17 protein-coding genes are annotated in these 14812 nt (G+C 35.7%); 6 read left to right on the top strand and 11 right to left on the bottom strand.

Going from position 1 to position 14812, the window contains the following annotated elements; translation table 11 throughout:
• Positions 1 to 177: 177 nt before the first annotated feature.
• The 4 genes from B1NLA3E_RS04320 to B1NLA3E_RS04305 all read right to left on the bottom strand — a co-directional run bounded on the left by B1NLA3E_RS04320 (position 178) and on the right by B1NLA3E_RS04305 (position 3632).
• Entirely contained in the window at positions 178 to 855 is a 678-nt protein-coding gene (locus B1NLA3E_RS04320; RefSeq protein ID WP_015592619.1) for a phosphatase PAP2 family protein, read from the bottom strand.
• Positions 856 to 873: 18 nt separating this feature from the next.
• Entirely contained in the window at positions 874 to 1599 is a 726-nt protein-coding gene (locus tag B1NLA3E_RS04315) for an EcsC family protein (RefSeq protein WP_015592618.1), read from the bottom strand.
• 88 nt (positions 1600 to 1687) lie between these two features.
• A complete protein-coding gene (locus B1NLA3E_RS04310) occupies positions 1688 to 2899 on the bottom strand; it encodes an ABC transporter permease (protein ID WP_015592617.1) in 1212 nt (403 codons plus the stop codon).
• Positions 2892 to 3632, bottom strand: coding sequence for an ABC transporter ATP-binding protein (locus B1NLA3E_RS04305; RefSeq protein ID WP_041580295.1), 741 nt, complete (start codon positions 3630 to 3632; stop codon positions 2892 to 2894). Before B1NLA3E_RS04305 ends, B1NLA3E_RS04310 begins: the two co-directional genes overlap by 8 nt.
• A 630-nt stretch (positions 3633 to 4262) precedes the next feature.
• Here B1NLA3E_RS04305 and B1NLA3E_RS04300 point away from each other — a divergent pair.
• The 3 genes from B1NLA3E_RS04300 (at position 4263) to B1NLA3E_RS04290 (ending at position 6607) form a co-directional block, all read left to right on the top strand.
• Entirely contained in the window at positions 4263 to 4682 is a 420-nt protein-coding gene (locus B1NLA3E_RS04300) for an HIT family protein (RefSeq protein WP_015592615.1), read from the top strand.
• Between the two features lie 186 nt (positions 4683 to 4868).
• Positions 4869 to 5954, top strand: a complete 1086-nt coding sequence (gene serC / locus B1NLA3E_RS04295; protein ID WP_015592614.1) for a 3-phosphoserine/phosphohydroxythreonine transaminase — start codon at positions 4869 to 4871, stop codon at positions 5952 to 5954.
• A 128-nt stretch (positions 5955 to 6082) separates the two neighbouring features.
• Positions 6083 to 6607 (top strand): tryptophan transporter, encoded by a 525-nt coding sequence (locus tag B1NLA3E_RS04290; protein WP_015592613.1) that lies wholly within the window; start codon positions 6083 to 6085, stop codon positions 6605 to 6607.
• Between the two features lie 170 nt (positions 6608 to 6777).
• On the opposite strand, the gene B1NLA3E_RS04285 is transcribed toward B1NLA3E_RS04290, so the two are convergent.
• Complete coding sequence (locus B1NLA3E_RS04285) at positions 6778 to 6978, bottom strand: hypothetical protein (protein ID WP_442852655.1); 201 nt, start codon at positions 6976 to 6978, stop codon at positions 6778 to 6780.
• 334 nt (positions 6979 to 7312) lie between these two features.
• Between B1NLA3E_RS04285 and B1NLA3E_RS04280 the strand changes: the two genes are divergently transcribed.
• Positions 7313 to 7912, top strand: coding sequence for an HTH-type transcriptional regulator Hpr (locus B1NLA3E_RS04280; RefSeq protein ID WP_051120122.1), 600 nt, complete (start codon positions 7313 to 7315; stop codon positions 7910 to 7912).
• Here the strand turns inward: B1NLA3E_RS04280 and B1NLA3E_RS04275 are convergent, their stop codons facing one another.
• Complete coding sequence (locus B1NLA3E_RS04275) at positions 7913 to 8248, bottom strand: YhaI family protein (RefSeq protein ID WP_015592610.1); 336 nt, start codon at positions 8246 to 8248, stop codon at positions 7913 to 7915.
• A gap of 215 nt (positions 8249 to 8463) precedes the next feature.
• On the opposite strand from B1NLA3E_RS04275, the gene B1NLA3E_RS25540 reads away from it, so the two are divergent.
• Positions 8464 to 8643 carry a hypothetical protein gene (locus tag B1NLA3E_RS25540; RefSeq protein WP_083935050.1) on the top strand — a complete coding sequence of 60 codons (180 nt, stop codon included), beginning with the start codon at positions 8464 to 8466 and terminating at the stop codon, positions 8641 to 8643.
• 268 nt (positions 8644 to 8911) lie between these two features.
• Here the strand turns inward: B1NLA3E_RS25540 and B1NLA3E_RS04270 are convergent, their stop codons facing one another.
• Entirely contained in the window at positions 8912 to 9004 is a 93-nt protein-coding gene (locus B1NLA3E_RS04270; protein WP_041580294.1) for a YjcZ family sporulation protein, read from the bottom strand.
• A 62-nt stretch (positions 9005 to 9066) separates the two neighbouring features.
• Positions 9067 to 9150, bottom strand: a complete 84-nt coding sequence (locus B1NLA3E_RS23610) for a YjcZ family sporulation protein (protein ID WP_064503397.1) — start codon at positions 9148 to 9150, stop codon at positions 9067 to 9069.
• A 350-nt stretch (positions 9151 to 9500) separates the two neighbouring features.
• On the opposite strand from B1NLA3E_RS23610, the gene B1NLA3E_RS04265 reads away from it, so the two are divergent.
• Positions 9501 to 10352 carry a peptidylprolyl isomerase gene (locus tag B1NLA3E_RS04265; protein WP_015592609.1) on the top strand — a complete coding sequence of 284 codons (852 nt, stop codon included), beginning with the start codon at positions 9501 to 9503 and terminating at the stop codon, positions 10350 to 10352.
• 49 nt (positions 10353 to 10401) lie between these two features.
• Here B1NLA3E_RS04265 and B1NLA3E_RS04260 read toward each other — a convergent pair whose 3' ends face one another.
• The 3 genes from B1NLA3E_RS04260 to B1NLA3E_RS04250 form a co-directional block, all read right to left on the bottom strand.
• Entirely contained in the window at positions 10402 to 10626 is a 225-nt protein-coding gene (locus tag B1NLA3E_RS04260; RefSeq protein ID WP_041580293.1) for a sporulation YhaL family protein, read from the bottom strand.
• Positions 10627 to 10739: 113 nt separating this feature from the next.
• Complete coding sequence (gene yhaM / locus B1NLA3E_RS04255; protein WP_015592607.1) at positions 10740 to 11684, bottom strand: 3'-5' exoribonuclease YhaM; 945 nt, start codon at positions 11682 to 11684, stop codon at positions 10740 to 10742.
• A gap of 118 nt (positions 11685 to 11802) precedes the next feature.
• Complete coding sequence (locus tag B1NLA3E_RS04250) at positions 11803 to 14808, bottom strand: ATP-binding protein (protein ID WP_015592606.1); 3006 nt, start codon at positions 14806 to 14808, stop codon at positions 11803 to 11805.
• Between the last annotated feature and the right edge of the window lie 4 nt (positions 14809 to 14812).

The following is a 14812-nucleotide window of genomic DNA, read 5'->3' as shown; positions in this document are numbered from 1 at the left end:
AATTTGAATGCTTTTTTATCGAAATAGGGTGAAAATTTCAAACATTTTATGACATCTGTCCATTATTGATTCAACGCTTTAAAGCAAACTAACATCAATTATCAAAATAATGATTTTTCTCCATACAAAAACTGACCTCATTGATAAAGGTCAGTAATAATTTTTCTAGTATACTTTTTAGTGTTTTTTTCTATCTATATATCCTTCATAAATATAAAAAATCATGTATACCCAAATATACCCCCAAGCAAATCCACCAAATACATCCGATGGATAATGTACCTGTAATACGACTCTACTTGCTCCAACAAGGAAAATTAATATGGTAAGCAATATTCCAATTATCCATTTAAATGAAGAAGTGTTTATTTCTTTCATGATAAAATAAGCGACAACCATATATAAGATAATTCCAACCATCGCATGTCCACTTGGATAACTATAACTATTAACCTTCACTAGATGTTCAAGCGAAGGCCTTGGACGATCAATAATATTTTTTATAAGTTGATTAAGTTCATTTCCCAATCCCACTCCAACCACGACCACTACAATCCCAGCAAAATCTCTTTTCTTAAACCACAACCACAGAATTAAACTGATTGACACAACTCCTATTCCAATTTTAGAGCCGAATATGGTCATCAGTTTAAAAAATGAATGGGTCCGTTCTGGAAAAACACTAAAAAACACCGCTGTTGCGCTTCGATCGAAAGCAAGAGATCCGCTAACTACCACCTTATATGTAAAAAAGAATGCTATAGCTGCGAAAAAAAGTAGCATGATAAATGCAATTTTCGACTTTCTCATTAAGACTGTTTCCTCCATATTAATATTAAAAATTACTGTTCTCATAATTTGAATCCTCCATTGCTAATAAGTCAATGGAGGGCTTTTCAATATTCTCAATCTGTAGGCGTTCATTGTCGTTTCACCTAGTTGATCTAGAAGACGATAATTGGCTAATGCACCGACAATTAAACCAATTCCTGGAACCATCTGCAGCATTTTTACAAAATCAATATAATCCCGATATTCCTGTTGGAATTGTCGCCAATCGAGCTGCCTTAATCGCTCTTTTTCAAGTTCCCAATCTTCAATAATGGCAAGTGTTTCTATCCTTGTTTCGTCACTAGAAAAAGCCAATTGAAATACATAAAGGATAAACATTCGTTCTTCATATTTTGTCGTGTCAAAACCGTAAATGGCTGCCGCTTCGAATAGAAATTTCATTTTAATTGAAAGTAGTAATGGAAAGTCTGCTAATCCAAGTAGAATTCCCCCAGCACCAGTTCCCGCCCCTTCGAGCATTGCTGTTTTTCGGAATGTTTCCAGCTTTCTATTCATTTGTTCATCCATTTCGAATAGAGAAAAACCTGTTGTTTTTCCTTTTTTGGTCATAAAATCCGAGCCGACCAGCGTTGCTTTCACTAAATTTTTGATGCTATCTGTAATAATTTGATGAGCCTTCTCGGGGATGATTTCATTCATTCTCATTTGAGCTTTTTTAGTTATTCGATTTAACACTGAAGAACGTTTTGAAAGTTTCCGTTTCCATTCTCTAACTTCTCCATAAGCTTTCAATTCATATTCATTCATAATAATCACCCTCTCATATATACGTATAGAAAAAGAAGAATATTTTAAAAAAATCCCCCTTTTTGAAAAAATCAAAAGGGGGAAATCATTATGATAGCTTCAATCTCTTTTTGCTGAAACTGAAAACAAAGTAGAGACTAAAGACAATTCCACAGACTAGTGAGGCTAGGCTTACGACAACATCGCCTTTCAATAACAAAACAAACGACATGATCACACTATCGAGGAACAAAATCACAAATAAAAGTTTCAAAAAGGATTTTTCCTTCAAATGGTTATCTATAGGATATAAGGAAACCCAAATTTTATTTTGATGATGATTTGCCAATGGTAACAATTGAAAACCGATCAAATAAATGAACAGCAGTACCAAAAGGATTTGACCAAAACCAAACGAAACTAAATATAAAGCAGCTGCACCGATCACCGTTAATCTTACAAACAAACCAAAATAATCGCCTGCCCGTAAAAATGATCTCATATAAAGAAATAAATAGGTATTACCACTTCTAAACGAAATCCACCCTAAAATCCAATCAAGCCATCTCCGCCGCTTTACCCTGTCCTTAAATTTAGGCACATCCGTAAACAAATTGGCAATTCGATAAAAGGAAGTCATTCTCTTTTCCTCAAGATCAATCAAGTACTCCCACTTCAGACCCATTTCTTTCGTTTGCATCCGGAATATACCAAAAATAATGATCAAAATGAGGATCATCCCACCCATCCAAATAATCCCGTTCGTAAATAGGAAATATAAAGATAAGACATTCAAACAGTAGCGAACGACGGTATCAGCCAAGTGAATCTGTGGATTAACATAATGCTGAATTTGCCAACGCTGTAGAAGATTCCAGAATTTAATCAAGGCAATTACACGTAAAAATATGAAAAAAGACTGAAAGCTTCCTTGATATACTTGTACATAAATCGGCATAAAAATCGCAAGAACCATCAAAAGAATGTAAATTTGGATGACAAAACTAATGCTGATTGATTTTTTGAAATAACTAGAAAGCTTACTCTCTAGAGGGAGCAAAAATATTCTGTCCGCCTCGAGCAGGAACGTATAGATTGGACTATATGTTAAAAAAATCCCGATGATTGTTGCCATTATTAAAGCCGCAGGAAAATCTGGTTGCAGATTCTTTACGTATTCCTGATAATAATATGCCCCGCTCCCTAACAAAAACATGAAAACGATAACTAGATGTCCTGTAAAAATATAACGGAGATAACGCGCTAATTCCTTACTTGTCCATGCCAACCTTTCTTTCCACAACTTGCCTTCATCAAACATAATCTTCTTCCTTTGTCAGTTGAATATATAGATCATCCAGACTTGAGCCAGGCATTCTAAATTGCTCTTGTAGCTCCGATAAAGTTCCTTGGGCCTTAACCGTCCCATTATGTAAGATGATGAACCGATCACAGTACCGTTCTGCAGTAGCTAAAATGTGAGTGGACATCAAAATTCCAGCCCCACTCTCCTTCATTTTTTTCATTAAATCAAGTAAGGATTGAATCCCCAACGGGTCCAAACCGAGAAAGGGCTCATCTACAATATATAAATTTGGCTGGACAAGAAAAGCGCACATAATCATCACTTTTTGTTTCATTCCTTTTGAGAAATGAGAGGGAAACCATTTTAATCTTTTTTTCATCCGAAACTCCTCGAGCAGAAAACTTACGCGCTCCTTATAGACAGTCTCTTCTAAACCATATGCCATGGCCGTTAGTTTTAAATGCTCTTCCAAAGTTAATTCATCATATAAAATGGGCGTTTCCGGAATAAAACTAAATTGTTTTCGATAATTTTCTTTATTTTTAGTAAAAGTACTTCCATTTATCGTAATTTCTCCACTTTTAGGCTCCATCAACCCGATTACATGCTTAATGGTTGTACTTTTTCCAGCACCATTTAAACCAATTAAACCGACCAATTCCCGAGCTTTTACTTCAAATGAAACATCTTTTAAAACAGGATTCCGGGTATACCCTCCTGTTATATTTTGAATTTTGAGCAAAGACATATCCAAACGCCCTTCCCTTATGTGTTATGTTCATTTTACCAAAGTTCCCCTTCATTCCATACTATCTTTTATCAAGGTTCATCAAGCTAGATAATTTTTTATTACAAGAAGGATATTCTTTTCAAAATTGGGACATTCTAATTTATGAAGGGGTAAACATTCAATGTGGCGTTAAATTCTCCATAATCGGATGAGGTGGTTGTTAAAGACCCGTTCATTTACCTTCGTTAGTATCAGGACTTTCCGTATAGGGGATGGTTATATTGCACACATGTGCTAAATTTACGTCAATACACCGAATCATATTTGTGCATTAAAACTCACATTTTTAAATGAGGTGTTTGTTAAAGACTCCATCAATCCACTTTAATACGTTGAGAAAACTTATAAAAGTTAGGGGATGGTTAGCTTGAACAACGTAAACAATCAGTCCATTTCCGGAACACTTTTCATTCATTTTAAAAAATAAATGAGGTGTTTGTCGCAGAAACTAACCTGAATTAAACGATGTGATGAAATACCCCCCTTCAGGAGGCAGGATTCCAAGCGGATCCTGTCTTTCTTTTTGGAATTGGTATTATTTATGGTAAAATACTCATAAATGATGCAACAGTAGAAAGGGTGTAGAATATGAGTGATTGTATTTTTTGTAAAATTGCCAATGGTGAAATTCCGGCGGCGAAGGTCTTTGAAAATGAACATGTTTTTGCCTTTCTCGATATCAGTCAAGTAACCAAAGGACACACTTTAGTCATCCCAAAAATACATAAAGAGAATGTGTTTGAATTGACTCCAGATATTGCCAAAAACGTTTTTGAGGCTGTCCCAGCCATCACAAATGCGATTAAAGAAGAATTTAATCCAATCGGCTTGAATGTCGTAAATAATAATGGCGAATTAGCAGGCCAATCTGTGTTCCATTTTCATATCCATTTGATTCCAAGATACGGTCAAGGGGACGGATTTGGAGCTGTTTGGAAAACTCACGATGAAGATTATACTTCCAAGGACCTGCAAGACATCGCTTCAGGCATCGGCAAACATTTATAATTCCATCATTAGATTGGACTTCTAGCAATATTTAGAAGTCTATTTTTTGTGTAAATATAGCGTTTTGTCCCTTTTCCATTAAAAAAGTTTAATATTTTTAATTTTCTAATGACGAATAATCTCTTTTTTTGGTACGATAAGAGCATGAAATTTGTCACAATTAATAAAAATATAGGAGGAATAATGATGAAACGCGCCTACAATTTTAATGCGGGTCCAGCCGCTTTACCACTAGACGTATTAAACAAAGCCCAACAGGAGTGGTTAAACTTTAATGATTCAGGCATGGCCGTGATGGAGTTAAGCCATCGCAGCAAAGATTACGAAATGGTCCATAATAAAGCAATAGGACTTCTTCGTAAGTTACTTTCGATCTCAGATGATTATGAAATCCTATTTTTACAAGGTGGAGCAAGCTTGCAGTTTACCATGATTCCTATGAATCTCCTTCCAAAAGAGAAAGTTGGAAATTATGTATTAACAGGCTCATGGTCCGAAAAGGCTCTAAAGGAAGCAAAAAAATTAGGCCAAACGGCCGTTACCGCATCTGGTAAAGAAAACAATTATCGTTCCATTCCAAAGCTTGATAAGGTTGAACTTGACGACAATGCTGCCTATCTCCATATTACTAGTAATAATACGATTTACGGCACTCAATGGCATAACTTCCCAGAGGTTGTGGGTGCTCCATTAATCGCTGACATGTCAAGCGATATCCTGTGTAAGCCAATTGATGTAAATAAATTTGGACTTATCTATGCTGGCGCTCAGAAAAACCTTGGTCCTTCAGGCGTAACTGTCGTGATCATCCGAAAAGATTTGTTGGCTCAATCAAGTGATGACCTCCCAACTATGTTGAACTATCAAACTCACGCCGGTAATAATTCTCTTTATAACACCCCACCAACATTAGCAATTTATTTATTATCATTGGTTTTAGAATGGGTGGATTCTTTAGGTGGAGTCGCTGAGATAGAGAAAATGAACGAAGAAAAGGCAAAAGTTCTATACGATGTAATTGACGGAAGCAATGGCTTTTATAAAGGTCATGCAACTCCGGATAGCCGTTCATCAATGAATGTTACTTTTACACTAGCAACAGAAGAAGCAACAACCGCTTTTCTAGCACAAGCAAAAGAACTTGGCTTCGTCGGGTTAGCCGGTCACCGTTCTGTCGGTGGTTGCCGTGCCTCCATTTATAACGCTGTTCCATTAGACCATGTTGTGAAATTAGCGGAATTTATGAAGTCATTTCAAGAAAAATTCGAATAGGTATTTTATACTATCTTTTTTATGATAGTATGCTATAATTGCATAAAGCTTTTCGCTGTAGGCAATGAGTGCACTGCAGGAGGAGTCGTAAACTAAATTAGTTGAGAAAAGTTGAGGAGAGATGAGAATTGAATACGAAAAACCTGGTTGCCTTATCATTATTAGTTGGAATTGGTGCTGTATTACACACCGTAATCCCCGGATTTTTTCTAGGTATGAAGCCTGATATGATGTTAACAATGATGTTTTTAGGGATTTTCTTATTCCCTGACAAAAAAAGTGTACTTCTATTAGGGTTAGTCACTGGAATAATTTCTGGTTTAACAACCACCTTCCCTGGAGGTTTGTTTCCAAATATTATTGATAAAGTAATTACATCCTTTGTTGTTTTCGGGTTGTTTCTAGCAGTTGCTAAATTCAAAAATTCACTTATTAGCATTGCAGTGTTAACAGCTATTGGGACAATTGTTTCTGGTATTGTTTTCCTTGGATCAGCAAGTCTCATCGTTGGTCTTCCGGGTCCATTTGTTGCTTTATTTGCAGCAGTGGTTCTTCCTGCGGCAGCATTCAACACCGTTACAATGATTGTCCTATATCCGATTGCTTCATCGATTGTTAAGAGAACTACTGTTTCAAAACACTCATTTAATTAAAATATCTATTTATCAGAACCCGTTTATTAAACGGGTTCTTTTTTCTTATTTTAAGGCTGTGTTAAAGCTCAATGTTGATTTTTTGCACAATGTTGATTGGAGCGGAAATCAACATTCTAGTTTAACAGAGCCTATTTTAATAATGTTAGAATTTACCCTCATCGCTATCATTAAATGAACTGATAAAAAAGGAAACCAATCAGAAAAAAAAGGACTCCGCCAACTCCGAGAGCCCCAGCCTTTTGCCTAAGCAATTGTTTTGGGGGATATACTCCCGATTGTTGGGATTTTAATAGAAAATGAAACATCCCAACAATCAATATCACACTGATTGCAAACAGAAAAAAGATTACACCATTCAAAAAAACCACTCCTTTTTTGTTGGTCACTAGTTGGTGTGTTTAATTATATTTATGCCCTTTACTTCCTCCCTATGAGGAGTTAAAAAGTTCAAATTTACAGTTTGAGATTAAATTTTATATAAAAGTAAAAACAAGTGTGACATAATTCATAACCAAAAAGAAGGAATTTTGACTTTTAGAACGAATTTGAATATAATGTGAAAATTTAAAAATTTTACAATGTTTGGCAAATTAATGGGTAAGTAAATATAATATTTCTAAAAATTATGTATATTTACTTTATTAATTTTTGTTTTATTGGCATAATATCATTAGAGAAATAAAAAAGTAGGTGAAAATGGGGATGGCAGAAAAACAGTATTCAATTAAGGAAGCATTGCTATTTAGTCAAAGGATTGCCCAATTAAGTAAAGCGTTGTGGAAGTCTGTGGAAAAGGACTGGCAACAATGGATAAAGCCTTTTGACCTAAATATTAATGAGCACCATATTTTATGGATTGCTTACCATTTGCATGGGGCTTCTATCTCGGACGTTGCAAAATTTGGGGTAATGCACGTTTCAACAGCTTTTAACTTTTCAAAAAAACTTGAGGAAAGGGGTTTACTGAAGTTTTCCAAAAAGGAAAGCGACAAAAGAAATACGTATATAGAATTAACAGAAGCAGGAGAAAAGATTTTACTAGATTCAATGGAAAGCTACGATCCTAAACAGAATGCTACGTTTACAGGAGCAATGCCATTAAAAGAGTTATATGGGAAATTTCCTGATATTATCGAAATGATGGCAATTGTTCGCAACATTTACGGTGATGATTTTATGGAGATTTTTGAGAAATCCTTCAATAATATTGAACTTGATTACACCGAGGAATCTGGGAAACTCAAAAAAAGAGAATCCAATACCGAAAATGGAGAAACAAATATCGAAAAAGAATACGTCTAATTAGATATACTTCTTAAATTCTGTCATTAAAGGCGTAAATAATTGTTGGGCAAGACACGACCTAATCACGTCTTCAGCTTGGAGGTTAGGATGTAGGTTGACTTTAAATTTATCAAAAAGCGGATTGAAATGAACAAAGCCTTCCGCTTTCTGTTCTTTCAAATCATTGCTCAATTGATCACAAAGTTTAAAGAAGGCATCTACATCCGCTTCCCTCAACGATTTTTCAATAACAAGCTTAAAAAATTGTAGTTTCGTATCACTCAGCATTTTTAATAGCAGCTTTTGATGGTATTCTAACTGGACTATTTTATCTATTAGTGCATTATATGTCATAAAAATTTACCTCTTTTCACCCGTTAAAGGACTCTTTTTAAAACTATGAACTCTTTAGTTATAACACAGAATTACCAATTTTTTCACTATGTATGTTTATTTACCTTGTAAGTTCTGCACGTTCAATTACACTATTAGTACCTTGATCACTTTCTTTTTTTTATACGTTATTGTAAAATACATACAAACTAGATTACTTGGGGAGGGAATCATAATTGATCTCCATTTTTATTTTGCTTTCAGTTTTTATACTATTCTACATAAATACCCTTACTAATTCGCTTTGTTTACAAAAGGATATTCCTACGGAACGTCAACCTACAGTCTTTCGAACCATTAATATATTAACCACGGTATTACTGATTTCTTCCTATGTAGAAATCCTATTTGCATAAAAATTAATTAGGCGGTGTGAGCACTAGACATCGTTAATTTATTGAACAAACTGGTATATTTTTGAATCAAATTTAATAAAACAATTAATTTAGCAGCGCTCCCATTTTCCAAAAAAAATAGAGGCTGACCCTAATAAAATTCTGAATCCAACAACCGAACACGGTACTGTTACAAATACAAACGTGTCATCTTAGGAAACAGATCATTCATTAAACGTCCGCCTCTTTATTATTTTTTTTTCTAAAAAATTAAACTTCTACATTATGTTTATAACCAAGACGCACCAATAATGATTAAAAGAATGAAGAGTACCACTAAAAGGGCAAACCCTCCACCATACAATCCAGGTCCTCCGGACATCACAATTCCTCCTTTTCAAGTAAAACATGGGGCCACATTACCCCATGTTTACCGTTAATGAATTAAAGCCAAGCTGCGCCAACAATGATCAATAAAATAAATAGTACAACGATTAATGCGAAACCGCCGCCGTATCCTGCACCCATGTTAACACCCCCTTTGAGTTTGCTACCTTATACTATTCAAAATGGGACCATTTCGTTTAGGCACGTATCCTGATATACCTAATTTTCTATTGATGAGAGTTTTCTTACAACTGAAGGTCGAATACCTCGGTTAACATGTTTGAATCGTCTCGGCCTTGGAATCATTACCCCCTTTTTTCTCTTCGAAATTATCATATGTTGGCCCGTTGTTTTTGCCTAAGATAAATACCTATATTTTTCAATTTATTCACAGAGATTTAAGATAATAATTTTTCTCTTATTTCTATTTGTGTTATAGTAAAACCTGTGGTCAAAAAATCACAGAATTTACTAATTAGGAGTTGTTCAACATGAAGAAATGGGTATTAGCCCTTTCATTGGCGGCAGGCGTTATCGGATTAACTGCTTGTAGCAGCAATAGTTCAGATGTTGTAGTAAAATCCGATGCTGGTAACATTACGAAGGACGAGCTTTATGTAGCAATGAAGGATCAGTATGGTCAACAGGCTCTACAAGAGCTTTTATACACTAAAGTCCTTTCAAAAAAATACAAAGTAACCGACACAGAATTAGACAAAAAGGTCAAAGAAATTAAAGACCAGGCCGGTGCAAATTTCCAAATGCTTCTTGCTCAAAACAACATTAAAGATGAAAAAGAATTAAAAGAAGTGTTAAAACCTCAGCTTTTGATTGAAAAAGCAAGTTTAAAAGAAGTTAAGGTGACTGATAAAGAACTTCAAGCACATTATAAATATATTAAGGCACGCCATATTTTGGTTGCTGATGAGGCTACTGCAAATGAAGTAAAAAGCAAGCTTGCTGCAGGCGAAAAGTTTGAAGACCTTGCTGCGAAATATTCAACAGACCCAGGTTCAAAAGATAATGGGGGAGATTTAGGTTGGTTTGGTGAAGGCGCTATGGTTCCTGAGTTTGAAAAAGCAGCCTATGCCCTAAAAATTGACGAAATCAGCGCTCCAGTTAAATCTGAAAATGGATGGCATGTTATCCAAGTAACAGATAGAAAAGATAAAAAACCATTAAAAGAAATTAAAGATGATTTAACCTATGAAATTAAGCAATCTAAGTTAGATCAAACTACAATCCAAAAGGTAATTGATAAAGAGTTAAAAGCAGCAAACGTTAAGATCCAAGATAAAGATCTTGAAGGCGTTTTAACTCACGGAACAACCACTACTAAGTAATATAAAAACCGGGTGCCTTTTATAATAGGCCCCGGTTTCTTATTTTTTCCTAATATAATCCCACTGACTTAACATCCTGCTCAGCATCCTTAAAATCCTCAACATCCTGTTTTCGCTCTTCCTTTTCCTTTTCGAGCCGTTCCATAAAAATTTCGCCTTCTCGCTGGATGTTTTCTTGCTCCATTATTCTTTCTTCTTTACCGGTTTTAATCGCCATAAAAGCGCTCATTAAGATCCCAGCTACCACGAAGTAGACCCAAAATGGGATTGTCATTATTTTCACCCTCTTAAGCATAGAATGGTTGTCCTATCTTTTCTTCCATTCTATGCTCTACAAGTAAAAATATTCCACCTTACACTTCGGATGAAAATACAACCGGATAAATTTTATTTATGAAAGGTCGGTTTATAAAAAGAGCGATTGTCTAGAGCAAATACTCGTTCAGTAAATTCCCCTGGCTTCACTCTGTCAAGAGCCCGATCAAGCATATTCATCTTGGCATCAATATTATCAATATAATGAAGAATTTCAGCTTCTTTTATTAATGGTGGTTTCGGACTCCCCCACTCCGCTTTCCCATGATGGGATAACACTAAATGCTGGAGAATCAAGACTTCTTCACCTGAAATCTGGAGCTCATCGGCTGCCTTTCCAATTTCATTTACCATAATTGAAATATGTCCTAATAAATTCCCTTCAACCGTGTAAGTCGTGGAAATGGGACCCGAAAGTTCGAATACTTTCCCTAAATCATGAAGAATGACTCCCGCATACAGGAGATCCTTGTCTAAGCTTGGGTAAAGACCCGCAATAACTTTAGCTAAATCCAGCATACAACAAACGTGATAGGCAAGTCCCGAAACAAATTCATGATGGTTTTTCGTTGCAGCCGGATATTTCATAAACTCTTGGTTATGTTTTTTTAACAAATGCCTAGTGATTCGTTGGATATTTGGATTTTTCATTTCAAAAATATATTGAGTAAGCTTCCCTCCCATTTCATCTACGTGAACTGGAGCAGTCACAAGAAAATCTGCTAGTTTAACTGAATCCGTAGGCAAAGAAGGCTTGATTTGACGAATTCTCAACTGATTTCTGCCACGATAGCTTAATATATCACCAGAAACCTTAACAATATTTTCTGTAGAATAGTTCTTCTCATCCGTCTCAGAAGCATCCCAAAGCTTAGCCTCAATTTCTCCACTTTGATCTTGCAATATTAGCGTTAAAAAAGGCTTCCCGTTGCTAGCAACCCCTTTTGTCACATGTTTTATCAACAAAAATACATCAACTTGTTCCCCTACATCATATTGCAATATTCCTTTAGTCATTAGCCCCTCACTCCCATCTTTAAAAATATTATATCATAGCCTTTTCAATATATATTTTTCCTCAAATATCCATTTACTATCTAGTAATAGGATAACTGTGAATTGATTGCTCCCTCTTTTAAAACTGCATGGAGGTGCTTAAATGCTCCTTGATTTCAATCACCTTCCCCTTATTAAAATAAGGCAGAAGATGGCGATGACAGGTAAAAAATAGAATTTGATGGCCTTGTAACTGGTTTAATAGTTGAATAACCTTCCCGGTACGAATATGATCAAAATTAACAAAACTGTCATCAATTATGATCGGGAACTGATATTTTTCATATAAGGTTGTAGCTAATGCCAGTCTCAATGAAACATAGATTTGCTCTGATGTTGCTTGGCTCAATTCATTTGGTTCATATAGAGTATGATCTCGGCTTTCAATTACAAAACTGCTTCCTTCCTTTGGGGTATGAATCCGAATATAACGATCTTCAGTTAAAAAACGAAGGAAGGTTTCGGCCTTTTTAATCATTTTTGGTAAGCGCTGATTTTTATATTGCTCCACTGCTTTGCTAAGGAGATCTTTTGCAATAGCATAGCGCGCCCAAATCTTGGCATCATCATTCAATTCAGATTGTTTGTGCTTGAATTTATGCAGTAGCTCAGCATAGGTCCCACCATCTTCAAGTAACACAATTTGATATTTAACCTCTGCCAATTGTTCTTGAAGGTTCATGAGTTGCTGCTGACACTCTTCTTGTTGGCCAAGAAGTAAGTTTAGTTGTTGGTCAGGATTGTTTACGGATTTTAATTCCTCTCTATCAATTAAACTAATGGAGGAAGACGCTAATTGCCGCTGAATTTCATTCAAACGATCGGCAATCCCCCTTTTTCTTTCAGCAATGGCCCCTTTATTTCGAAAATCCGCTTCTGATTCAACCTTTGCCTGCTCGAAAAGTCGTGAAATCTCTTGCCTTAACTGCTCTTTTTCATGAAGATTTTGCTTATATTCATCGATCAAATCAGCCAACTTTTTTCTTCTACTTTCATAATGAATCTGCATTTCCTGATGTTTTTTAAGCTCTTGCCTAAGTAAATAAGCCACATTTTGAAGTTGAGGCGGCTCTGTTAGTAAAAATTGTTTTGCCAAGTCTCTGATTCGAACTTCAATCTCCAACAGCTCTGCAAGAACCAACTTTTCCCGATCTCTTACTTTCCTTTTTTCCGCAAAAACACCTTTTAGTTTTTCAATTAAGAGAAAAGCATCGTGAACATAGGTTAAGGCAATGTCATTCGGAATCCCTAGTTCTTTTCCTAAATCAACAAGCAGGAGATGATGTAACCGCGATTCTTGTTCCCACAACTCATAAGATAAAAGGATTTTTTCATATTGGTCATTTCTTTGATCCCATTTTATTTTGAGGATGTTTTGCTTTTCCCTAAGCTGATTGTCCTCAGCCAATTGCTGGACGATGGAATCTAAACTTTTAGTCAATGTACTATCAAGCTTATTTGTCAACACGGTTTCTTTTTCTTTTAATGTGGTTAACTCCGTTTGGAAATCACCTTTTCGTGCTGAAGGCTTTCTATTTCGAAAAATGAATAGATAAAGGAATCCAGCCATAGCAATTGCGAAAACAACCCATTGCTTCTCCACAAAACCCCAGCCTGCTAAAAGAGCAAAGATTCCGGTTAACACCACCAATTGAAGTAAACTTTGTCGTTTATTTAATTTGCCCTGCTGTGTTTCCTGAATCTGCAAGTTATTTATCATTCGTTTCTGATTCTGTATTTCAGCTAGCTCTTTTTCGTATTGGCTTCGGTTCTCAGCTAAACTTTTTTGCTGAAAAACTTCTTCTCGTTCCATGTCTGATAATAAAATTTCATTATAATGGCCTATTTGCGCTTCCATTTCTTCAAGATCCTGCTTTGTTTGTTGAAATTGTTCATCAAGCTCCTGCTTTTTCTCTTTTAATCGCTGTTCCTTTCTTTGTGCATCAGCCGTTTTTTCTCTCATAAACACACTTGTATCACTATTTTTCACCATACTTTCATCAAGAGCTATATGGAGATTCTGCTGTAATTCAGAAATTTGCATATGTAGCTCGGTTAAGTTTAAGGCCAGTTGATTACTTTCCTGCTTTAATTGCTCGTAAAGAGGAAGATTTTCGACTGCCGTATAAATGGCTACTTCATGTGCTAACAACTCAGGATTAGGTTCACTATTTTTAATTTCATTTTCTAAATCCTTGATTCGTGAAGTTAAGCTTCCTAGTTTATTCTCATATGGAATGAGCATTTTTTTTAAATCATCAAGATGACTAATTCCATCGTTTGGAAATTCGGTATTGGCTATTTGCACCCATTCATCCTGAAGAGCGTTTTCTTCATTTATGAATGGTAACAGTCGTTTCCATTCCTGCATCCTCGTGAAATGGCCTTGTAGCTCGCTCGTTTGAAGTTGTAATTGAGCTAACTTTGCCTCTAATGTTTCTTTTTCTTCAAGGTACTGCCAATACTGGTCATTATGCTGCTCAGCCTTTTTTAAATCCTGAGAGAGTAGCTTAATCTCCGCCAACTTTTCATTTATTAATGGCTTTTTTCCACTTTGCTTATAAAGTGAATCTAGCCGCTTCTGGAGAAAGGTTTCCGTTGCTAACAACCTGTCCGTACCAAGTGTTCCTGTTGAAAATAGGAATTTGCCTAAATCTCCATTTTTCATTTGTTGAATATTTTGCAGTCCATGGAGATTAAAGGAGAAAATCGATTGGAACAGGTTTTTATCCATATTCGACAAGAGTTCCTTCAATAGCTCTTCCCCACCTTGGGTGCCATCTTCCATCAAAACTTTCACATCGCCAGTAGACTTCCCTTTTACACGCTCAATCACTGCCTTCCCTGATGGAAAAGTGGCGATTAACTGACCACCATACTTAGCCAATTTTTTCGGTTCATATCGCAATTCTGTTTGCTGCCTTGTCGGAAATCCGAACAATACGCTATGAATGAATGACATAATGGTTGATTTTCCAGCTTCATTTTCACCATAGAAAATATTAAGATCATCTAAATTTTTCACGATGAAATCTTCCAATTTACCGTATCCATATATATGGATTTCATTGATTTTCAGAATCATTCCC

Origin of the sequence: Bacillus sp. 1NLA3E, from assembly GCF_000242895.2 — a bacterium.
Classification (GTDB): Bacteria; Bacillota; Bacilli; order Bacillales; family Cytobacillaceae; genus Bacillus_BU.
The sequence above is the reverse complement of the archived record's forward strand: the minus strand, read 5'-3'. Positions and strand labels throughout refer to the sequence as shown.